Source organism: Sporosarcina pasadenensis, from assembly GCF_047228845.1.
Lineage (GTDB): Bacteria > Bacillota > Bacilli > Bacillales_A > Planococcaceae > Sporosarcina.
In genome coordinates, this window is the sequence record NZ_JBFEGM010000007.1 from 114,393 (window position 1) to 136,122 (window position 21,730).

15 protein-coding genes, 1 other RNA gene, 1 pseudogene and 1 other annotated feature are annotated in these 21,730 nt (G+C 46.2%); of the genes and pseudogenes, 3 read left to right on the forward strand and 14 right to left on the reverse strand.

The genetic code is table 11. From position 1 onward, the window contains the following. Positions 1–11: 11 nt before the first annotated feature. Genes AB1K89_RS11315 through cymR form a run of 4 tightly spaced genes read right to left on the reverse strand, consistent with a single transcriptional unit; the run spans position 12 to position 3,409 of the window. On the reverse strand, positions 12–665 hold the full coding sequence (locus AB1K89_RS11315; protein ID WP_413054840.1) for a tetratricopeptide repeat protein: 654 nt from the start codon (positions 663–665) through the stop codon (positions 12–14). 11 nt (positions 666–676) lie between these two features. Then, the gene (mnmA, locus tag AB1K89_RS11320; protein WP_413054841.1) at positions 677–1,801 is read right to left on the reverse strand and encodes a tRNA 2-thiouridine(34) synthase MnmA; all 1,125 of its coding nucleotides are present in this window, start codon (positions 1,799–1,801) and stop codon (positions 677–679) included. A 20-nt stretch (positions 1,802–1,821) separates the two neighbouring features. Next, complete coding sequence (locus tag AB1K89_RS11325; protein WP_413054842.1) at positions 1,822–2,964, reverse strand: cysteine desulfurase family protein; 1,143 nt, start codon at positions 2,962–2,964, stop codon at positions 1,822–1,824. 25 nt (positions 2,965–2,989) lie between these two features. After that, positions 2,990–3,409: a cysteine metabolism transcriptional regulator CymR gene (gene cymR, locus AB1K89_RS11330; RefSeq protein WP_252502867.1), complete on the reverse strand. Its 420-nt coding sequence runs from the start codon at positions 3,407–3,409 to the stop codon at positions 2,990–2,992. A 154-nt stretch (positions 3,410–3,563) separates the two neighbouring features. Here cymR and AB1K89_RS11335 point away from each other — a divergent pair, with 154 nt between their 5' ends. Continuing rightward, positions 3,564–4,850 carry a replication-associated recombination protein A gene (locus tag AB1K89_RS11335; RefSeq protein ID WP_413054843.1) on the forward strand — a complete coding sequence of 429 codons (1,287 nt, stop codon included), beginning with the start codon at positions 3,564–3,566 and terminating at the stop codon, positions 4,848–4,850. Between the two features lie 60 nt (positions 4,851–4,910). On the opposite strand, the gene AB1K89_RS11340 is transcribed toward AB1K89_RS11335, so the two are convergent. The 5 genes from AB1K89_RS11340 to hisS all read right to left on the reverse strand — a co-directional run bounded on the left by AB1K89_RS11340 (position 4,911) and on the right by hisS (position 10,392). Beyond that, positions 4,911–5,816 (reverse strand): chemotaxis protein, encoded by a 906-nt coding sequence (locus tag AB1K89_RS11340; RefSeq protein ID WP_413054844.1) that lies wholly within the window; start codon positions 5,814–5,816, stop codon positions 4,911–4,913. A 135-nt stretch (positions 5,817–5,951) separates the two neighbouring features. After that, entirely contained in the window at positions 5,952–6,719 is a 768-nt protein-coding gene (locus AB1K89_RS11345) for a tRNA threonylcarbamoyladenosine dehydratase (protein WP_413054845.1), read from the reverse strand. A 349-nt stretch (positions 6,720–7,068) separates the two neighbouring features. Continuing rightward, a non-coding RNA gene (ssrS, locus tag AB1K89_RS11350) (6S RNA) lies at positions 7,069–7,250 on the reverse strand. A 94-nt stretch (positions 7,251–7,344) separates the two neighbouring features. Next, positions 7,345–9,102, reverse strand: coding sequence for an aspartate--tRNA ligase (gene aspS, locus AB1K89_RS11355; protein ID WP_413054846.1), 1,758 nt, complete (start codon positions 9,100–9,102; stop codon positions 7,345–7,347). An 18-nt stretch (positions 9,103–9,120) separates the two neighbouring features. Next, positions 9,121–10,392 (reverse strand): histidine--tRNA ligase, encoded by a 1,272-nt coding sequence (gene hisS, locus AB1K89_RS11360; protein WP_413054847.1) that lies wholly within the window; start codon positions 10,390–10,392, stop codon positions 9,121–9,123. Between the two features lie 67 nt (positions 10,393–10,459). Then, positions 10,460–10,692 (reverse strand) — a binding site (T-box leader). A gap of 117 nt (positions 10,693–10,809) precedes the next feature. On the opposite strand from hisS, the gene AB1K89_RS11365 reads away from it, so the two are divergent. Then, positions 10,810–12,354, forward strand: a complete 1,545-nt coding sequence (locus tag AB1K89_RS11365; protein WP_413054848.1) for an N-acetylmuramoyl-L-alanine amidase family protein — start codon at positions 10,810–10,812, stop codon at positions 12,352–12,354. Between the two features lie 35 nt (positions 12,355–12,389). Here AB1K89_RS11365 and dtd read toward each other — a convergent pair whose 3' ends face one another. The 4 genes from dtd to recJ all read right to left on the reverse strand — a co-directional run bounded on the left by dtd (position 12,390) and on the right by recJ (position 18,025). Further along, positions 12,390–12,833 (reverse strand): D-aminoacyl-tRNA deacylase, encoded by a 444-nt coding sequence (gene dtd / locus AB1K89_RS11370; RefSeq protein ID WP_413054849.1) that lies wholly within the window; start codon positions 12,831–12,833, stop codon positions 12,390–12,392. A gap of 16 nt (positions 12,834–12,849) precedes the next feature. Continuing rightward, on the reverse strand, positions 12,850–15,045 hold the full coding sequence (locus AB1K89_RS11375) for a RelA/SpoT family protein (protein WP_413054850.1): 2,196 nt from the start codon (positions 15,043–15,045) through the stop codon (positions 12,850–12,852). Positions 15,046–15,173: 128 nt separating this feature from the next. Next, on the reverse strand, positions 15,174–15,686 hold the full coding sequence (locus AB1K89_RS11380; RefSeq protein WP_252502859.1) for an adenine phosphoribosyltransferase: 513 nt from the start codon (positions 15,684–15,686) through the stop codon (positions 15,174–15,176). Beyond that, positions 15,677–18,025, reverse strand: coding sequence for a single-stranded-DNA-specific exonuclease RecJ (gene recJ / locus AB1K89_RS11385; RefSeq protein ID WP_413054851.1), 2,349 nt, complete (start codon positions 18,023–18,025; stop codon positions 15,677–15,679). Before recJ ends, AB1K89_RS11380 begins: the two co-directional genes overlap by 10 nt. A gap of 730 nt (positions 18,026–18,755) precedes the next feature. Between recJ and ltrA the strand changes: the two genes are divergently transcribed. Next, the gene (ltrA, locus tag AB1K89_RS11390) at positions 18,756–20,018 is read left to right on the forward strand and encodes a group II intron reverse transcriptase/maturase (protein WP_413054852.1); all 1,263 of its coding nucleotides are present in this window, start codon (positions 18,756–18,758) and stop codon (positions 20,016–20,018) included. A 305-nt stretch (positions 20,019–20,323) separates the two neighbouring features. Here ltrA and AB1K89_RS11395 read toward each other — a convergent pair. Then, positions 20,324–21,699, reverse strand: a pseudogene (locus AB1K89_RS11395) (IS1182 family transposase). Positions 21,700–21,730: the final 31 nt, after the last annotated feature.

Consider the following 21,730-nt stretch of genomic DNA (forward strand, 5'->3'; position numbering starts at 1 on the left):
CATTTTGGAAATTAACCTAACTTAATCATATCGAATATATATCGTGCTTGCGTATGTTCCGGTTCGATCGTAAACGCTTTTTCCAAATGGAAAAGCGCATCATCCTTACGATCCGTAGAGACGGCATACAGCACACCTAAATTGTAATGGGCATCTGCATTCTCGTTATCTATCTCTAGGACAAATGCCAGCTCTTTACTCGCTTCTTCAAATAGCTCCATTTCTGCAAGCAGAATCCCGTACGCCAAACGGATTTCAATGTCCTCCGGCGCCAATTCCGCTGCCCTTTGGAAATAGGGCAATGCGAGCTTGGATTTGTCCGACTGCTTCAAGCTCTTTCCGAGCATGAAAAAGGCATCCGATTCATTCAAGCCTGTACGGATGGCCTTTTCATACAGTTTGGCAGCCTCTTCGAACCGTTCATTCGTATAATAGAGATTGCCTAGGCCATAAAGTGCTGAACCCGCATTTTCATCCAAACTGATCGCCTTCTGGAAGAATCGCTCAGCCCTTTCGGTGTCCCCTGCGGAAGCGAAGACATTTCCAAGATTGATATAGCCGACCGGATTGTCCGGCTCTTCCTCTGCAGCTTTCATGAAGGCTTCGATGGCCTTTTCATAATTCCCTTCTTGAAGGGCCTTGATTCCAATTTCGTTGTATTCCATAATGCTTCCCCTCATCCTACGTAATCTAGTTGCATACCATTTTTTATGACTTTATCAATTGTTCCTCCACCGAGGCATTCTTCACCGTCATAGAAGACGACGGCTTGTCCTGGTGTGATCGCTCTGACAGGTTGCGCAAAAATGACATTGGCATTTCCTTCACCTGTAAGCTCAACCGTCACTTTCGTGTCCGGTTGACGATAGCGGAATTTCGCTGTGCATTCAAAAGTGGCCGGCAATGTGCGGGCAGTTGCAAAGCTGACGTTGATGGCAGTCAAGCTGTCGGAATAAAGCGCATCATGATGGAACCCTTGACCGACGAGCAATGTGTTCTCTTTCAAGTCTTTCCCGATAACGAACCACGGATCTCCTGCGCCCCCGATTCCTAACCCATGGCGCTGGCCGATCGTGTAGTACATTAAGCCATCATGCTTTCCAACAGTTTTGCCGTCCATCGTTTTCATGTCACCTGGCTGAGCGGGCAAATACTGTCCTAGGAATTCCTTGAAATTCCTTTCACCGATGAAACAAATACCGGTAGAATCCTTCTTCTTAGCTGTCGCAAGCCCTGCCCGTTCAGCAATTTGACGCACTTCAGATTTGTCGAGCCCGCCGAGCGGGAACATGACCTTTTGCAATTGCTCCTGTGTGAGCTGATTCAAGAAATAAGTTTGGTCCTTGTTCTCATCTTTCCCTCTGAGCATCGCAACGCCTTCATTCGTTTCGACGACTTGCGCGTAATGGCCTGTCGCGAGGAAATCTGCCCCTAGACTCATTGCGTGGTCAAGGAATGCATTGAATTTAATTTCCTTATTGCACATCACATCCGGATTCGGAGTTCTGCCGGCTTTATATTCCTCGAGGAAATAGGTGAAGACCTTGTCCCAATATTGTTGTTCAAAATTGACGGCATAATAAGGAATACCGATTTCATTGCATACACTGATGACATCTTCATAATCTTCGGTTGCTGTACAAACACCGAATTCATCCGTGTCGTCCCAATTCTTCATGAAAATTCCGATGACGTCGTACCCTTGCTCCTTCAACAGAAGGGCAGCGACAGATGAGTCGACTCCACCGGACATGCCGATGACTACCCGAGTTTCGGATATTGGTTTATTTGCAGTTCTCATAGTTTTCATCCTTTATCATTTCATTTCACAAGCCGTTGTATAATTTTTGCTGTTTTCGTCGCCGCTTCTCTGACTGCCTGTTCGTCGAGTCCCAAACCGAAACTGAAACGTACAGAGTTCCGTAGCTTCGGGGAATCGCTTCCCCACATTGCCGACAATACATGTGACGGTTCAAGGGATCCCGCGGTGCAAGCGGAACCGCTCGATACTGCGATGCCTGCCATATCCATATTGACGAGCAGCGACTCAATTTCGGTACCAGGGAAGCTAATGTTCACGACATGCGGCAGCCGATCGACGATATCCGCATTCACTACGAAGCCGATCCCCTCTTGTTGAAAAACTTCAGTCAAGATTGATTTATATCGATCATACTTACGATGATTGTCTTCCATTTCATTCCTAGCTATTTTTATAGCTTCTGCAAATCCTGCAATCGCCGGTACATTTTCTGTTCCCGCGCGTCTTTTACGTTCCTGTTCGCCACCAAATTGAAGCGGCATCGTTTGAAGTCCCTTCCTTTGGTAGAGGAAACCGACCCCTTTTGGTCCATTCAATTTATGGGCGGAGGCGCTAAGTAGATCGACTTGCAATTCGTTTACATCCAATTCTATAATACCGAAAGCTTGGACTGCATCGGTATGGAATATGGCTTGGTGGTCTTTGACGATTTCGCCGATTTCCTTGATCGGTTGAATCGTGCCAACTTCATTGTTGCCATACATGATGGTGACAAGCACTGTTTTGTCCGTTAGCGCATCAGCCACTTGTTCGGCACGTATTTTCCCATTTTCATCAACAGGTAAATATGTGACTTCAAATCCGTTCTTCTCCAATTCCTTGCATGAATTCAAAACGGCGTGATGTTCAATTGCCGTCGTAATAATATGGTTGCCTTTATCCTTCATTGCTGCGGCAGTTCCGAAGATGGCGACATTATCGGCTTCCGTGCCTCCTGATGTGAAAATGATTTCATTCGGTTCAGCTTGGATCGCTTCCGCTATCGTCTTGCGTGCATCGTCGAGCAATTTACGGGAAGTCCTCCCAAAGCTATGGATGCTTGAAGGATTGCCAAAAACCGTGTCCATCGCTTTCACATATACCGCACTCACGTCCGGGTGGATCGGTGTAGTGGCGGCATGATCCAAATATATCGTTTGCATAATTAGACTCCTTTATTGAATAGCTTCAAATATAGAACATATATCCATCAAGATCAGTGGATTCGTCTGCTTCCACCAAATCTTTAATTGTTGTTGTATCCAATACTCCTCGAATGGCGTCTCCGATACGGTTCCATAATGATTGTTGCGGAACTTTGTCATCTCCAATTCCCTCTACAACCTGAATAGGTCCTTCGAGTAATCTGATGACGTCTCCTGCGGTAATTTCGCCTGGCGGCTTTGCAAGTTTATAACCGCCGTATGCACCTCGGACGCTTTTTACGATTCCGCTATTCCGCAACGCCGGGATGAGCTGCTCCAAATATGCTTCGGACAAGTTGTGCTCTTCCGCGATTTTTCGTAATGGCAAAGGGCCTTCCCCATACTTTTTACCTAGTTCTACAACTACAGTCAGCCCATAGCGGCCTTTCGTAGAAATCCTCATTTAAACCAACGTCCTTTTCTCGTCCATTTCACTACGTATTTCATCTATACACTTCAAAATATTATAGCATAACTGCTGTAATGCTTTCCTTCAAATGACTTCCAAGTCCGCGTCGTGTATAATAGTGGAACGGATGTACGGGGGAGTGATTTGATTGCGAAATGAACCACTAGCATTTCGGATGCGGCCAAAAAACATAGATGAAGTTGCAGGACAGCAACATATTATCGGAAAAGATACGGCGCTCTATAGGATGATAACCAAAGGTCATGTCCCTTCCATGCTGTTATACGGAGAACCTGGAATCGGGAAGACATCATTGGCATATGCAATCGCAGGCACGAGCCACTTGCCTTTCATCGCATTGAACGCGACAGTGTCAGGGAAAAAGGATGTAGAGGAAGTCGTTGCGGAAGCCCGGATCACAGGTAAAGTCATACTGTTCCTGGATGAAATCCATCGTTTCAATAAACTGCAGCAAGATACGCTATTGCCCCATGTCGAAAAAGGATCGATCGTCCTGATCGGCGCAACAACAGAAAATCCTTTCCACGATGTGAATCCAGCAATCAGATCTCGGTGCGGTGAAATCCTCCAGTTGAATCGACTGGAACCTGACGACTTGGACGTATTGCTTGAAAGGGCATTACAAGATGAAGAACGCGGCCTCGGTAATATGACAATCGAAATGTCAGATGTCCAAATCCGAAAAATTGCAGAAGGTGTGAATGGGGATGCGCGAAAAGCGCTCACGCTATTGGAATCGATCATTTCTGCAAGTGACGAGGAACAAGGCAAGGTTATTGTTGAAGATTGGTTAATCGATAATTTGATTGGCAGGATCGGTCTTGTCGGGGATAAGAAAGGGTCACATCATTATAATTTGCTTTCCGCATTGCAGAAGTCGGTGCGCGGCAGTGATGTGAATGCGGCTATCTTCTATTTGGCGAATTTGCTTGAAACTGGCGATCTAATTGCCGTGTCCCGCCGCTTGCTCGTCATGGCTTACGAAGATATAGGGCTCGCATCGCCGGAAGTCGGTCCACATGTGCTCGCTGCAACCGAGGCTGCTGTACGTCTAGGTATGCCGGAAGCACGTATTCCATTGGCGAATGCCGTCATTGAAATGTGCCTTGCCTCTAAATCGAATTCAGCATACAAGGCGGTCGACGCTGCCGTCAGAGCGATCAACGAGGGGAAAACAGGAGACATCCCTCTCCACTTACGGGACACTCATTATACTGGAGCGGCTGAGCTTGGGCATGAAGGTTACCGTTACCCCCATGATACGCCTATCGGTTCATTTGGCGGCTGGGTGAACCAGCAATATTTGCCGGATAAGATTAAGCAAGCGGAGTATTACGAACCTGTCCTTGCAGGAGAAGAGAAAAGGCTGGCGGGTATATATGAACGATTGAAGGAATTTAAGAAAGAAAAATAAAAATACGTATTTCATAACAGAAAGCACCATCCTCATGGAAACATGAGGAGGTGCTTCTTTTTATAAAATATGCTTGTCCATTTTGAGCACAAGTTCTGCGATTTCCGGCTTGCTAACTTGGTCGTTCGCACCGACGCTAATTCCTTTATGCTTTAATTCATCTGTAATCAATGAAGAGAAGATGATAACGGGCAGCATAGCCAGCTCGTTGTTCGCACGGATCCTTGTCGTGAAATGGTGACCGTCCATTTGCGGCATTTCGATATCCGTTATGACAAGTTGAATTTCATCCGATACCTTTTTTCCGTCAGCAGTCAGACTTTCTAAATAACCCAACGCATCTTTTCCGTTCTCGAAAAACTCGATGTTCCAATAGCCCGCCTCCGTCAACGTATCACTCAACAACTTACGGAGCAACGGGGAATCCTCTGCAACGAGGATCTTTTTATTGGACCTTTCCCTCACGCCAAGCTTTCTCACCTGCCCGACTTGAATTCCACTTTCCGGATTAATATCAACGACAATCTTTTCAAAGTCCAGGAGTAAAAGCATGTCATTCTCCCGCTTTATGACTCCGATGACTTGCGAGCTGTCTCCCGAATAGAGATCCGCTGGCTTTTCAATCTGATTCCATGAAACGCGATGGATTTGTAAAACTTCATGGACATGGAAAACGACTTCTTGTTTATTGAAGGCGGCGACGATGTATTTCCCTTCGTTTTTGCCGATTGTTTCCGGCAGTCCCATCACTTTTTCCATATTGATCACTGGAAGAACTGATCCGCGGAGTTGGATGATCCCTTCAATGGATGGATGTGAATGCGGGATGATTGTAATTGGTGTAGGGAGAATGATTTCTTTTACTTTGATGACGTTGATGCCGTAGCGGTTCTCCCCCATTTGGAATTCGACAATTTCAAGTTCATTCGTTCCGCTTTCGAGTAAGATTCCATCCTGTTTTCGCAATGGTTCCAGTCCTTCCATTTTATATAATATAATGCATAAGTTTCATTATTTTTCCTATAGTTGATTGTATCAGTTGGAGAATGATGGAACAATAGAAAAAGCTGTTTTCCTAATTAACAGGAAAACAGCTATTTCTTACTTCTTGTCCTTTACTCTTTCGATGTGGATGTCTTTTACGATGTCGTTTAATACCCAGCTAGCGCAGACTAGGCCTGCGACGGAAGGGACGTAGGAGTTGGAAGCCGGCGGCATTTTCGCTTTGCGAATTTGCGCATCGGGATTACCGACTGTATCTACGATGTCTTCCCTGACAACGATTGGACTTTCATCGGAAAATACGACAGGGACACCTTTTTTGATTCCTTCTTTTCTCAATCGGAGTCTGATCACTTTAGCAATTGGATCCGTATGGGTTTTGGAAATGTCCGCAATTTGGAAACGGGTCGGATCAAGCTTGTTTGCGGCACCCATGCTTGAGATGATTTTAATGCCTCTTGCTACACATTCCTTAATGAGATGGATTTTATAGCTGATTGTATCAGATGCATCAATTACGTAGTCAGGTGTATAACTGAAAAACTCTTCGTACGTTTCTTCGGTGTAGAACATATGAAGTCCAATCACTTCACAATCTTTGTTTACATCATGAATCCGCTCTTTCATCACTTCCACTTTAGACCTGCCGACCGTCGACAAGGTTGCCACAAGCTGACGATTGACATTTGTAATGTCGACGGTGTCCTTATCGATAAGGATGATCCGGCCTACACCGCTACGGGCGCAAGCTTCGGCTGCAAATGAACCGACTCCGCCAACGCCTAGTATGGCGACAGTCGTTTTGCGCATTAAATCGATTCCTTCTTTGCCGATGGCCAGTTCATTCCGAGAAAATTGGTGTAACATTGGTATTCCGCCCTTCTCTAAATCAATTACGCCTCGGCGTAATTGCGTCCTGATTTTGAATTGCGAATCGAACAACGAAGGGTTCGATTTGCCGTATTTCTGCGTATTTTGCAGAAATTAAGGCACATGCAGCGCAATTAACTCCCTACAAAATCTGTGACATCCGCCGGAGGCTTCATCTTCATTCAGCAGGCGTTTGAACACCCACTGAACAGGAAACAAAACTTATTCATCCCGCCACCTATATAGGTGGGCATCTACTGCTGAACGAAGATGAATCAATCAAAAACCCCTCCGCAATTGCGCCAGAGGGGAATATAGTCTACTAATTGTTTGTTATAGCGTAGGAACGAATCCCGAATGTGCCGTCTTTGTAGTATCGTTTTGAACCCGCACTCAGCAGGTGGGTGCTTCATCGGTCTTTTCTGAAGTCCCTTACTAGGGCATTCCATCCAAGACAGAATGAAAGCTCCCTACGATAAATATGTTCGGTCAAAACTGATTAGCAAAAAACGTACACTTCAGGATTCGTATTACTTGTATACTACCATACATTAGAATTGTGTTCAACGAATTCACTTCAACGAATTATTACATTTTTCTTTCAAGAGCTTGTCCGTTCCACTCATTTCGACTGGATGGAAATTCCTAATTCGGAAAGTTGAGAGTTATCCACTGCGCTTGGTGCTTCAGTTAGCAGATCGCTCGCGCTCGCAGTCTTCGGAAATGCGATTGTATCGCGGAGATTTGTCGAACCGGATAATAACATGACGATTCGGTCCAATCCGAATGCGATGCCACCGTGAGGAGGTGTACCGTATTCAAAAGCGTCAAGCAAGAAGCCGAATTGCTCGCGTGCTTGTTCCTCAGTGAAACCAAGAGCTTTGAACATTTTCTCCTGCACTTCGCGTTGGTAGATCCGCAATGACCCCCCACCAAGCTCATATCCGTTCAGGACGAGGTCATATGCTTGCGCCTTGACGTTGCTAGGATCCGTTTCAAGTCCGTTGACATCAGCAGGCATTGTGAATGGGTGATGGGCGGCATAGTAGCGCCCTTCCTCTTCGTCATATTCGAATAATGGCCAATCTGTTACCCAGAGGAAGTTGAATTGCGATTCATCGATTAGATTCAACTCTTTGCCGAGCTTTAATCTTAGCGCTCCTAATGCATCCGCAACGACCGATTTTTTATCTGCTACGAACAATAGAAGGTCTCCCGCTTCTGCTCCGAGGGAATTCGCTAAAGCCTCTCCTGCTTCACCTTCAAAGAATTTCGCAATCGGACCTTTCAAGCCGTCTGCGTCCACTTTCAACCAAGCAAGCCCCTTTGCACCATAAACGGATGCAAACTCGCCCAATGCATCGATATCTTTACGAGAGTAGTTATCTGCGGCACCTTTTACATTGATCGATTTTACTTGCCCGCCAGATTCAACGGCTCCTGCAAATACTTTAAAGGAAGAATCCTTGACGATTTCGGATACGTCCTGCAACTCCATGCCAAAGCGAGTGTCCGGCTTATCTGATCCGAATCGCCCCATCGCCTCATCATAAGGCAGACGCTTGAACGGAATTTCAATATCGATGCCTTTAACATCTTTCATCACTTTTTTCATAAGACGTTCGTTCAATTCGATAATGTCTTCGATGGACATGAAGCTCATTTCCATATCGATTTGGGTGAATTCAGGTTGACGGTCTGCACGGAGATCTTCATCACGGAAACAGCGCGCAATTTGATAATACCTGTCGAACCCGGACACCATAAGCATTTGTTTGAATAATTGCGGGGATTGCGGCAAAGCGTAAAACTCACCCGCATGCACACGGCTCGGCACAAGATAGTCCCTCGCCCCTTCCGGTGTCGACTTCGTCAAAATTGGAGTTTCCACTTCGAAGAACCCTTCTCCATCCAAGAAATTCCTAACCGTCTTTGTAATGTCTGAACGCATTTTGAATACGCGTGCCAGTGCCGGACGGCGAAGGTCCAAGTAACGGTATTTTAATCTGATTTCTTCATTGACATCCGTTTCATCTTCAAGCATGAAAGGAGGAGTTTTTGCCTCATTGATGATGTGCACCTTTTCCACATGCACTTCAATGGAGCCTGTTTTCAATTTCGGGTTTTTCTGCTGCTCTTCACGCTCAACGACATTTCCTGTCACTTCAAGAACATATTCATTGCGCACCGTTTCGGCGATTTCAAGCGCTTCGCTAGAGAAATCTGGATTGAAAACAACTTGGACGATTCCTTCGCGATCCCGTAAATCAATAAAGATGAGACCGCCTAAATCCCGCCTTCTCTGCACCCAGCCTTGTAGTGTAACCGTCTGGCCAATGACTTCCTCAGTCAATTGTCCGCAATAATGTGTCCGTTGCATATCGTTCATCAACCTTCCTTAATTCAACTGTTCTGTAATTTTTTCAATAATGTTTTCGTCTTCGACCTTCTCTTGGGAGCCGTCAGCCATATTTTTCAGCTGCACCACTTTCCCTTCCACTTCATCTTCACCGATGACGATGACCGCTCTCGCGTTGAACCGGTCCGCCGATTTCATTTGTGCCTTCATTTTACGGCCCATATAGTCCATATCCGCGCGGATGCCGGCATTCCTCAGTTCATTCAATAATTTGAAGCCTTTTCGGTGAGCCGACTCCTCAAGAGTGACAATATAGACATCTAACTCAGCATCTTGTGTAAACGACTTTCCTTCTGCTTCGAGAGCTAACAGAAGACGCTCGATGCTCATCCCAAAACCGATACCTGGAGCGGAAGGACCGCCGATTTCCTCTGCGAGGCCATTGTATCTGCCTCCTCCGCAAAGTGTCGTGATCGCTCCGAAGCCTGATGCAGTGCTCATAATTTCAAAAGCTGTGTGATTGTAATAATCGAGCCCACGGACCAAGTTCGGATCGAGTTCATAGGAAATTCCAACATCGTCCAAAAAGCCTTTCACTTGTTCAAAATAAGCTGCCGATTGTTCATTCAAATAATCGGCCAATGATGGCGCAGTCTTCATCAAAGGATGTTCGCGGTCCACTTTGCAGTCCAAGATGCGAAGCGGATTTTTCTCGAGACGCGATTGGCAATCATTGCAAAACTCGCCTATATGCGGCGTGAAGTGTGCAACGAGTGCATCTCTGTGAGCATTCCTCGATTCGAGGTCGCCCAATGAGTTGAGGACGAGCTTCACATCCGTCAATCCGGCACGCTTGTAGACATCCATCGCCAAAGCGATTACTTCGGCATCGATCGCCGGGTCCGCGCTGCCGATCGCCTCTACCCCGAACTGAACAAATTGACGGTAACGGCCAGCTTGCTGACGTTCATAACGGAACATCGGACCTTGATAGTAAAGCTTGACCGGCTGATCGGGATATCCGAACATTTTGTTCTCGACGAATGAACGGACGACTGGAGCAGTACCTTCTGGACGAAGGGTCATAGATCGGTTCCCCCGATCCATGAACGTGTACATTTCTTTCGTCACGATGTCAGTAGTATCCCCAACTGTCCGTTGAAACAATTCCGTCTGTTCGAATATCGGAGTGCGGATTTCCTTGTAACGGTAATTGTCGCAAAGATTACGAATAATCGCTTCGACCTGCTGCCATTTCCACGACTCGGAAGGCAGGATGTCCTGTGTCCCTCTTGGCACTTTGAAATTCATTTGACTTCCCCTTCTTTCACGCTGTTCTTTGCCGCGAAATATAAAAAAGCCCCCATCCCTTGTTTACACAAGGGACGAGAGCTTATATAGCTTCCGCGGTTCCACCCAAATTGGCATAAATTACATGCCCACTCGTACCCGGATAACGGCCGGTTCCGTCCGTACCTACTGAATAGTATTGTTCAGCACGGAGCCTCGATGGTGTTTTTCACTATATCCGTCTGTAAGGTGGATTTCAGCCACGTCCACCTCTCTCTTGTCAGCCTGCAATACAGTTACTTTCCATGTCTTCAGCGAATAGATGTTTAAGATTAAAACTAATCTTAGCCATTCATTCACAAAGTGTCAACCTTTTTCAATTCATTGTGGTTTTTTCTTCACAAAAATTCTACAATGGTAAAAAGGGAGAGTGATAGTTTGTCGAAATTAAGCAAATGGATTCTAGCTATCATCCTTTTCGCATCGATTGTTTGCGAGATGCCGACAATTTCCGCGAAAGGCGAAACAATCATCATTAACACGAAATCCCTGAATATTCGTTCAGGACCAGGTCTTACCTACCCGGTCACCGGCTCTATGAAAAAGGGTGAGCGCGCAGAAGTGCTTTCCACATCGGGCGATTGGCACGAAATCAGATTCGGATCGGGCAAAGGATGGATCGCTTCATGGCTCGTCGTAAACGAGGAAGCGAAGGAGTTTGCCGCAATGAGTGCCGTTTCGAAAGTGAACGCATTGAACATCCGCACCGAGCCGTCATTAAACGCAGCGGTTATTGGACAAATGGATGCCGGTGAATCAGCTGTAATGACAGGACGACAAGGGGAATGGGCTTCCATCGTCAAAAACGGCATCGACGGTTGGGTACATACTGATTACATTACTGAAATACCGCAGAGTGAAAAAAGACAGACAAGTACGGTAGACAAGCCTGACATCGGTTCTGATCAATTCACCGTATCGGTCGATGCCCTGAACGTGAGGAAAGCGCCGGGTCTATCGTCAAAGAAAGTCGGTCTGATCCATAAAGGGGAATCCTACTCTGTTAAAGAAATCGACGGAAACTGGGTCCGTCTATCTTTAGGCAAGAAAACTTCGGGTTGGGTCTATTCATTCCACGGTACTCTTGGTGCGAAAAGCGTGAAAGGAAGAGAAAGCAATACAGCATCTAGCAATAAAAAAGTGACTGTGCTGACGAACGGCACGAATATCCGATCTTCCGCAACGACTTCGTCATCAATCGTCGTGAGGGCCAATGCCGGCGAAAAATTGACGGTAATCGGGGAGGAAGGAGATTGGTATAATGTCTCACTTCCATCAGGAGAGACGGCTTTCATAGCCAAATGGGTCGTTTCAACAGGGGATGTCGCATCAGCGGAACGAATAGATAAACCGAAGAAAAAAACGGCTAGAGCATCCGGTACTTTAAATGGACTTACAATCGTTGTCGATGCGGGGCACGGCGGCAATGACCGCGGCACGACCGGCATGCAAGGCACAGACGAGAAGCTGCTCACATTGATGACGGCCGAGTTGTTGTCCGCCAAGCTGAAGGCTGCTGGTGCGAATGTCGTCATGACGCGCGAATCCGACACGTATGTTTCATTGCGGAAACGCGTCTCTGTCAGCCATCAGTCAGGCGCAGACGCTTTCATCAGCCTCCATTACGACGCGAATCCCGATACGTCAATTACCGGTTTCACAACGTATTACACGCATACTAGCCAAAAATCGCTCGCATCCTCCATTAATGATGGACTAGCATCGACAATCTCGTTGCGGAATCGCGGCGCACAGCCTGCCAACTTTTTAGTATTGCGGGAAAATCGTCAAAATGCCGTCCTCATCGAATTAGGATTTTTATCGAATCCCTCAGAAGAGCGAATTTTGACGACTGAAATGTTCCGTGAACAAGCAACGCACGGAATTTATCAAGGCTTGCTCGATCATTTTGATGCAAATTAACAAAAACGCAGCCCTATTATGAGGGGCTGCGTTTTTTATTTTTTCGACTCTATAATGATCGTCACTGGACCGTCGTTGACAAGGCTTACGTCCATCATGGCACCGAAAACTCCGGTTTCCACCTTCAGACCCTGCTCACGAAGCGCTTTGTTGAAGTAGTTCCAAATGGGCTCCGCCTTTTCCGGTCTTGCCGCTTCAATGAAGCTTGGACGGCGGCCTTTTCTTACGTCTCCGTACAACGTGAATTGGGAGACGGAAAGGATTTCGCCATCCACTTCATCGATGGAACGGTTCATCTTCCCTTCTTCATCCTCCCATAGACGAAGACCCGCGACCTTTTTAGCAATATAGTCGGCATCCTGCTCCGTATCATCGTGAGTTATACCAACGAGAAGGACATACCCTTTCCGAATAGAGCCGGTCACTTCACCATCGACCGTTACGGAGGCATTGCCTGACCTTTGTAAAACGACTTTCATTCAAACACCTTCCTGCTTAATGAATCACCCGTTGCACGGAATAGATATCACGTATTTGTTTAATGCGGTCCACAATTCTATGCAAATGGGCAATATCCGTAATTTTAATTGTCATGCTGATTTTCGCAAGCTTATCACGATCCGCTTTGCCGCTCACTGCCACAATCGGTGTCTTCGAATCGGCCACCATCATCATCACTTCATTCAGAAGTCCTTGGCGGTCAAATGCAGAAATTTCGATATCGACTTGGAACTCTTTGCGTTCATTATTCATATCGACCGACCATTCGACGTCAATAAGCCGATCACTGTCCTCATCGGTAGCGATATTCGGACAATCTGCCCGGTGTACTGAAACACCACGGCCTTTCGTAATGAATCCGACAATTTCATCACCTGGAATCGGATTGCAGCATTTTGAAAGACGGATAAGCAAGTTCTCAAGACCTCTGACAATCACTCCCGATTCTGTCGTCCGTATAGGTTGTGGAGCTTTCATATCTGAAACGATTTTATCAATCGCATCCTGTTGATCGCGCTCCCGGCGTATCTTTTCCGCGAGCCTGTTGACGACTTGTTGTGCGGTTATGCCATTAGATCCGACTGCAGCATACATGTCCTCTTCAGAAGTGAAGCTGAATTTGTCGATCGCCCGCTGAATATTTTCAGTAGTGAGGACGGCTTTCGGATCGAATTCCTGCAGTTTCACTTCTTTTTCAACGAGTTCCGAGCCTTTGATAATATTCTCTTCCCTCAGCTGCTTCTTGAAATATTGACGGATTTTATTCCGCGCCTGAGAAGTATTGGCGATTTTCAGCCAGTCGCGGCTCGGTCCAAATGATTGCTTTGATGTGAGTATTTCGACAATGTCGCCTGTGAACAACTCTGTATCCAGCGGTACCATCTTACCGTTCACTTTTGCACCAATTGTCCGGTTTCCGACTTCTGAATGGACCCGGTATGCAAAGTCGATAGGCACCGAGCCTTTCGGGATTTCAATGACGTCGCCATCCGGAGTGAATACGTACACCATGTCCGAAAACAGATCGAACTTCAAAGATTCCATGAACTCCTCGGCATTTGAGGACTCGTTTTGGAATTCAAGTATTTCCCGGAACCATTTCAGTTTGGAATCAATATTATCAGGTTTCTCCGAGACGGTTTTCCCCTCTTTATACGCCCAGTGCGCCGCCACCCCATATTCAGCGATCCTATGCATTTCCTCCGTCCGGATTTGGACTTCTAGAGGATCACCCGCCGGACCGACTACTGTTGTATGGATAGATTGATAAAGGTTCTGTTTCGGCATTGCAATATAGTCTTTGAACCTTCCCGGCATCGGTTTCCATAACGTATGGATGATTCCAAGCACCGCATAACAATCCTTAATGCTATTGACGATGATACGGATGGCAAGAAGATCATAAATTTCATTGAATTCCTTATTCTGCAGGATCATTTTACGGTAAATGGAATACAGATGCTTAGGTCTGCCATTAATATCAGCTTCGATACCCATTTCTGCTATTTCCGCCCGTATCGTATCCATGACGTTCAATAAATACTTTTCCCGCTCATCCCGTTTTTTCTTCATCATGTTCACAATCCGGTAATATTGCTGAGGATTCAAATAACGAAGTGCAGTGTCTTCCAGTTCCCATTTGATTGTGGAAATTCCGAGCCGATGTGCAAGCGGTGCGAAAATATCAAGAGTTTCAGATGCTACCCTCCGTTGCTTTTCATCCGAGACGTGTTTCAATGTCCGCATATTATGGAGACGGTCCGCAAGCTTAATAAGAATGACTCTGATATCTCTCGCCATCGCAATGAACATTTTGCGGTGGTTCTCTGCCTGTTTTTCCTCGTTCGATTTGAATTTAAGCTTTTCCAATTTCGTCACGCCGTCAACGAGCTTCGCCACTTCTTCACCGAATTCATGAATGATATCTTCGCGGCTAACATCAGTATCCTCCACGACATCATGGAGGAAACCTGCGGCGACTGTGGAAGGATCCATCTGCAACTCTGCTAAAATGCCTGCCACTTGGATAGGGTGAAGTATATATGGTTCACCAGAACTTCTGAATTGTCCTTCATGAGCAGCCTTCGCTGCCTCATACGCCTTTTTGACGAACGCGACATGCTGTTCATTCATATACGATGCAACGATTTCAAATATATCTTCTGCCGTCATGTCACGATTTTTCGCCATTTTTCTACTCCTTTCAACTAATTCCGCAAAAAAATTAAAGATAATTCTATTGTATGTATAAACCGGCAAGAATGTAAAGCCCTTAGAACTAAAAAAAGAGCCTCCGCTTTTCCGCGGAGGGTCTTTCATCAATAAGTGATAAGTGCTTGAATATCATAGCCTTCCAGTTTTTCACGGCCATTCAAATAGGACAGCTCAATCAAGAAAGCGCATCCTGCAACTACTCCACCTAACTTTTCAACAAGTTCAACAGTTGCGCCGACCGTTCCGCCTGTAGCAAGCAGATCGTCCACGATCAACACACGTTGACCAGGCTTGATGGCATCCTTATGGATTGTCAAAGAATCCTTGCCGTATTCAAGATCGTATTCGACCGCGATTGTCTCCCGCGGCAATTTACCTGGTTTACGGACTGGTGCAAAACCTACTTCCAATGCATACGCGACAGGACATCCGATGATGAAGCCCCTCGCTTCGGGACCGACGATAATATCCGTCCCTACTTTCCTTGCAAATTCGACAATCTGATCGGTCGCATATTTATACGCTTCCCCGTTATCCATGATTGTTGTAATATCTTTAAAGCTGATGCCTTCTTTCGGATAGTCCGGGACGATTGTCACGAAACTTTTCAAATCCATAATTGTTCCTCCCTATTGACGGTTTCTTTGCAAATTTCATCGAACCAATTTTTCAGTTCCATATATGGTGCATATACAAGCATCTTTTCCAATTCGATCTGACGCTCTCTCTGTTGGTAAGAAGGTGCCTCGGAAAGGCTTTTCTTCCCTGCATCCTCCATGACATGAACAAGACCACTCTCTATCTTAACAAATCCAAGCTCAGAAAACACCTTTGTCATAAAATAAATTGTTTCGACCTTCCAACCTCTATGCTTAGATAATTCCTCTACTTGCTTACGCAAATCAAACGTGCCCCGCTTCTTCAAGAAGCTGTAATACCAGCCGAAATGCTCACGACTCGGAATCCCTTCAAAATACAGCGATTCATTGACGAAGAAATGGGCGTACACCCGTTTCGGATTCGTCTTTTCAATCAATTCTTTCATCTGCTCCGTCCCTGCCGGCATATCCAATATGATCACATGGTCAGTTTCAGACAGCTCCACTTGGCCGAACTGATGGATTTCCATATTATTCAAAATCGGTTTGAAATAAGGGATTGATGTTTCTTGGAATGCAATAAATAAATTATCTTTTTTCGGGATGATGGAAATCCAGCGATTCGGCTCTCGTATCCCTCGCAAGTCGAATAACTGCCGATCTTTTGACTGGATATCATTAAGCAACATTTGCGGTTTTTTACGGCCGTTCCATTCATTCACCTGTAAATCCCCGGTGACGGATAGTGTTACGCCTGGACTCATTTCGTCAGCAATTGACCCATTTCCAAAGCCGATGACGTCGAGTGAATCCACCCCATCGGACAATTCAAGCTTCAGATGATTTTTTGCTGCACCGATTTTTCTCACGGAAGATGCAGAAAGGTTTTCAATTAAAAAAACTGGCTTTTCAAACGACACTCCGAATGGTCGAAGCAATTCCATCGCTTCCAAAACTTCGACATCGATTTCTCCGACTTCAAGCGGAACATCGATCTTCAATTGCGGAGTGAGCATATCGTCTGTCAAACTCAATTTCCCTTGATCATTCAATCGACCGCGGAGCGTATCGACATCTTCCAGCGGAAGCGACATACCCGCCGCCATCTCATGGCCTCCAAAATGGGAAAGGACATCCGCAGTCTTCGAAAGCTCTTTGAATAAATCAAAACCCGCAATGCTCCGGCCGGAACCTTTCGCAATTCCCGTTTCGCGGTCTAGGGAAAGGACAATTGACGGTCTATAATACTTTTCGGTCAACCGGGATGCAACAATACCAACGACGCCTGGATTCCAGCCTTCCCCTGCAATGACGATGACATACGGCAGCATATCTCCATACATGTCAATCATCGCCTGATCCGCCTCATCCGCTATTTTAGTGACGAGCGCCTGTCTTTCCTTATTCAACGTATCCAACTGCTGGGCAATCGTCATGGCTTCCAACCGATCTTCCGTTTTCAACAAATGGACGGCTGGATCCGCACTACCTAAACGCCCTGGTGCATTCAATCGCGGGCCGATCATGAAACCGAGTGATTCCTCGGATAGAGTATGCTGATCGGTTCCACTCACTTTTACGAGCGCCTGAATGGCTGGCCGTTCCGACCTCCTCATCCGCCTGATCCCTTCCTTGACGATGAATCTGTTTTCATCCTTCAACGGAACGAGGTCGGCGACAGTGCCGATAGCAGCAATTTCATACAGCTCTTCCGGCACTTCTCCTAACAAGGCACAAGCCAACTTAAAGGCAACGCCTACACCCGCAAGCTCGCCGAAAGGATAATTCCCTTCCGGATGCCGCGGATGAATGATTGCATCTGCTATCGGAAGTTCATCCCCGATTTCATGGTGATCGGTCACAATGATATCCATCCCGACGGATTTGGCGTAAGCAACTGCGTCCAAACCAGAGATCCCATTATCGACAGTGATGATCAATGAAGTGCCCTTTTTGTGCAATTCATCAAACAACTCGATATTCGGCCCATAGCCGTGTTCGAACCGGTTCGGAATGGCAAAGTCAACGTTCGCACCAAGCTGTTCGAGAGCAGTCGTCAATACGGTGACGCTCGTAACTCCATCCGCATCGTAATCTCCATAGACAGTAATCTGTTCACCCGTTTCGACCGCTTTAAAAATACGCTCGACTGCTTTATCCATATCGTAAAGCAAAAATGGGTCGTGCAAACAGCTTTCTTCCATATTTAAAAAGGACTTAGCTTCCTCCACATCCGAAAAGCCTCTTGAAACGAGGATTTTAGCATGGATTGAAGGGATACTAAGCTCTTTCATGAATGTATTTACGATTGTTTCATCGGGACGATTGATCGTCCATGTTTTCATCGATTCTATCAAAATGGCTCACATCCTCTTATGCCCATTATATCGAAAGACGACGGACTCTTAAAGGGGATATGCTCTTTGGAGCAAATTTAATATTTGAGAGATTTCTACGCATTAAAAAAGCATCCTATGTGAGGATGCTTCAGACTGTAGACAAATGGGTTGGAAATCATAGATTTCCAACCCTTTTGGTGTGCCCAGCATGGGCGTAGTCTATAGGGTGCAAGTCCCGAACCGCGAAGGCAGAAGTAGCGGTTAGCCTAACGCAAGGGTGTCCATGGTGACGTGGAATCTGAAGGAAGCGGGCGGCAAACCTCCGGTCTGAGGAACACGAACTTCATATAAGGCTATGTACGATTGGGTGAGTTTGCCAAACAAAACAAAGCCCTTTCTGCTGAAGGTCGTATGTAGTAGATGAAGCAGATAGGTGGAGGGAAAGACTACGTTCTTACCTGGGGAGGTCTGATTGACACGCCAAGTACACTTGGTAACCTATCCAGTGATGGATAGCTGAACAATCAGAAGTCAGCAGAAGCCATAGTACCATTCGAACTCGAGAAGAATGGGAAGGGCTGAACAATTAAGAGAGAACAACATCTTGGCAATCAGTAACCTGTGAAGAACATAGATAACCGATAAGGCATGCCCGAAGGAGGAAGTGGTGAATCCCACTGGGGACTTCGGGATGGTGGAGCAGGACTGGCATAAGAAGAACCGTTGTTCACGGAAAGAGGCGTAACACATGTTGATGGAGCGAATACTATCACGTGAAAACTTGCTTTTTGCCCTAAAACGGGTGGAGCGCAATAAAGGAAGCCACGGTGTGGATGAAATGCCTGTACAAAACCTACGGAAGCATTTCCTGAAACACTGGGATTCCATGAAGATGGAGCTCCTTCAGGGAACCTATGAACCGCAACCTGTCCGCAGGGTCGAAATCCCGAAACCTGACGGAGGCGTGCGTCTATTAGGCATCCCTACCGTGATAGACCGCTTCATTCAACAGGCGATAGCCCAAGTGTTAACTTCCCTATACGACCCTACGTTTTCAGACCATAGTTACGGATTTCGACCAAATCGAAGTGCCCATGACGGAGTGAGGAAAGCGAAAGGATATATACAGGAAGGAAATCGTTGGGTTGTCGATATGGACCTGGAGAAATTCTTTGACAAGGTAAACCATGACAGGCTCATGGGGACACTTGCGAAAAGAATCAAAGACAAGCGTCTCCTTAAGTTGATCCGTAAATACTTGAAATCGGGCATCATGATAAATGGTCTCGTGACAAACAGTGACGAAGGTACTCCGCAAGGAGGACCATTGAGTCCCCTTCTCTCCAACATAGTCCTTGACGAACTGGATAAAGAGTTAGAGAAGAGAGGTCACAAATTTGTCCGATACGCTGATGACTGCAATATCTATGTGAAAACAAAGAAAGCAGGGAATCGGGTCATAAACTCCATCACCTCTTTTATCGAAGGAAAGCTTAAGTTGAAGGTGAATCTATATAAATCCGCAGTTGACCGTCCGTGGAAGAGGAAATTCCTTGGCTTCAGTTTCACCAGTGGTAAGGAACCGAAGGTTCGTATTGCCAAGGAAAGTGTGAAACGGATGAAGATTAAAATCAGGGAAATCACCTCAAGGAAGAAACCCTACTCCATGGAATATCGGATAAACAAACTCAACCAATACCTTATGGGTTGGTGCGGATATTTCGCTTTGGCAGACACGCCAAGCGTGTTCGTTAAGTTCGATTCTTGGATTAAAAGAAGACTCCGGATGTGTATATGGAAGGATTGGAAGAAACCTTGTACAAAGACGAGGAAACTCATCGGATTAGGCATCCCGATAGGGAAGGCATATGAATGGGGAAATTCACGCAAGAGCTACTGGAGAATTTCTAAAAGTCCTATACTACACAGAACCCTCGGGAACTCCTATTGGAGTTCCCGAGGGCTCAAAAGTCTAATATCTCGTTACGAAGCTTTGCGTCAACAATCTTAATTGAACCGCCGTATACCGAACGGTACGTACGGTGGTGTGAGAGGTCGGGAGTTAATCGCTCCCTCCTACTCGATCTTAAACATGTACATATTAACTGTCAGTAGACTGAAATAACGTTGATTTCCGTTCCGGGCGGACGCTTTCCGGGGGGCTTGCCCTCAGCCAAGCGAACAGCGAAGGGTTCGCTTTGCCGTATTTCTGCGAACTATGCAGAAATTAAGGCACCAGGCTGCTCCTAACGCTACGCTTTTAGTTGCAAGAGCCGTTCGTCGTAACGGCTCTTCCTGCGGGGTCTTCACGCTGCGCTAATCCCCCAGGAGTCGCCGCCCTGCACTCCAATCAACTGGTAATCCTTTAAGACAGGGTTTCATTTTAGCCTCCATAGCCGGCGCTCTCCACGTCCAACTGGCCAGCTTCTTAAGATTTAAGGCAGCAAAAGTCAGCATCGCCTGCATAGACATTTTTTTAAGTCCCCCGAGGGTTGTCCATCGCATGCCATGCTTTTCTTTGGCATCGGCAAAGACACGTTCAATCGTCTCTTTACGCTTCCCGTATATTGTTTGATTTCATGATTGTGACGCAAGTCCTCAGCTACATCCAAGTAATCTTGCCAGATATGACGTTGAATCATCTTTTGGTGATTCCTACTCTCTGTGCATTGGCTGATCACTGGACACGCGGCACAAATAGAAGGAGTTGAAGCATACTGGCGGTATCCTTCCTTCGTGGTTGTTCGATAGTTAAGGACCTGTCCTTCCGGACAGAGATAGCAGTCGAAATGCTCGTCATAGACATACTCATGTTTTCTGAAGAAGCCTTCCTTTGTCATTGGTCGTTTGTACGGAAGTGCAGGAAGGATCTGATTTCTCTAAAAGGTAGTTGGCAATGGCTGGCGTTTTGTAAGCTGCATCAGCGGCAACGACGACTGGACGTCCTACTTCGCCGATGATTTTCTGGACTAATGGTTCAAGCATATTGCTGTCGTGGACATTCCCCAGCGTGACAATGTTTGCGAGTACAAATCCTTTTTCATCCGTGGCAGCGTGAAAAGAATAAGCGAACTGCTTTGTCCGTTCATCTTTAACGTAATAACCACTTTCCGGGTCTGTTGTCGACTCCTTTATCTCCTTATACTCTTCCTTTTCAAACTTTTCCGGCGGGAATGGTTTCTTCCCATTCCTTTCACGATCCAGGTTGAGCTCCTCCTGGAGCCTCTTCTCATAAGCCCGCGTCTCTTTACGAACAACCTTCTTCTAAAACTTTCTCTTATTCGCACTCGCTTTCACATGGGTCGAATCAATGAAGATATGATCCGGGCTGAGAAGCCCACGGTATGCCACCTCGTTTAGAACTTTATAGAAGATCCGCTCGAACAGATCAGTATCTGCAAATCGACGGACATAGTTCTTCCCGAACGTGGAGAAGTGAGGAACCTCTATATGAAAGCCGAAGCCTAGGAACCAGCGATATGCCACGTTAGTTTCAATTTCCTTGATTGTCTGGCGCATGGATCGGATGCCGAAGGTATAATCATCTTGATCAGTACCACAGGATCTATGCTGGGTCTCCCAATGGTTGAATACAGATCTTCAACTAATGGATAGATGAAGGAAAAATCAAGGGCGGCATCCAGTTTGCGCACCAGATGGTCATGAGGAACCAACTGCTCTATGGTCAGCATTTCCAACTGTTCGCGTTCATTAATTTGATTC

Coding starts and splice junctions, on each gene's coding strand:
- cymR (WP_252502867.1), bottom strand. CDS start 3,409: ATGAGGATTTCTACGAAAGGCCGCTATGGGCTGACTGTAGTTGTAGAA.
- aspS (WP_413054846.1), bottom strand. CDS start 9,102: ATGCAACGGACACATTATTGCGGACAATTGACTGAGGAAGTCATTGGC.
- AB1K89_RS11345 (WP_413054845.1), bottom strand. CDS start 6,719: ATGTTACACCAATTTTCTCGGAATGAACTGGCCATCGGCAAAGAAGGA.
- AB1K89_RS11315 (WP_413054840.1), bottom strand. CDS start 665: ATGGAATACAACGAAATTGGAATCAAGGCCCTTCAAGAAGGGAATTAT.
- AB1K89_RS11325 (WP_413054842.1), bottom strand. CDS start 2,964: ATGCAAACGATATATTTGGATCATGCCGCCACTACACCGATCCACCCG.
- AB1K89_RS11380 (WP_252502859.1), bottom strand. CDS start 15,686: ATGGATTTGAAAAGTTTCGTGACAATCGTCCCGGACTATCCGAAAGAA.
- dtd (WP_413054849.1), bottom strand. CDS start 12,833: ATGAAAGTCGTTTTACAAAGGTCAGGCAATGCCTCCGTAACGGTCGAT.
- ltrA (WP_413054852.1), top strand. CDS start 18,756: ATGTTGATGGAGCGAATACTATCACGTGAAAACTTGCTTTTTGCCCTA.
- mnmA (WP_413054841.1), bottom strand. CDS start 1,801: ATGAGAACTGCAAATAAACCAATATCCGAAACTCGGGTAGTCATCGGC.
- hisS (WP_413054847.1), bottom strand. CDS start 10,392: ATGAATTTCAAAGTGCCAAGAGGGACACAGGACATCCTGCCTTCCGAG.
- AB1K89_RS11375 (WP_413054850.1), bottom strand. CDS start 15,045: ATGGCGAAAAATCGTGACATGACGGCAGAAGATATATTTGAAATCGTT.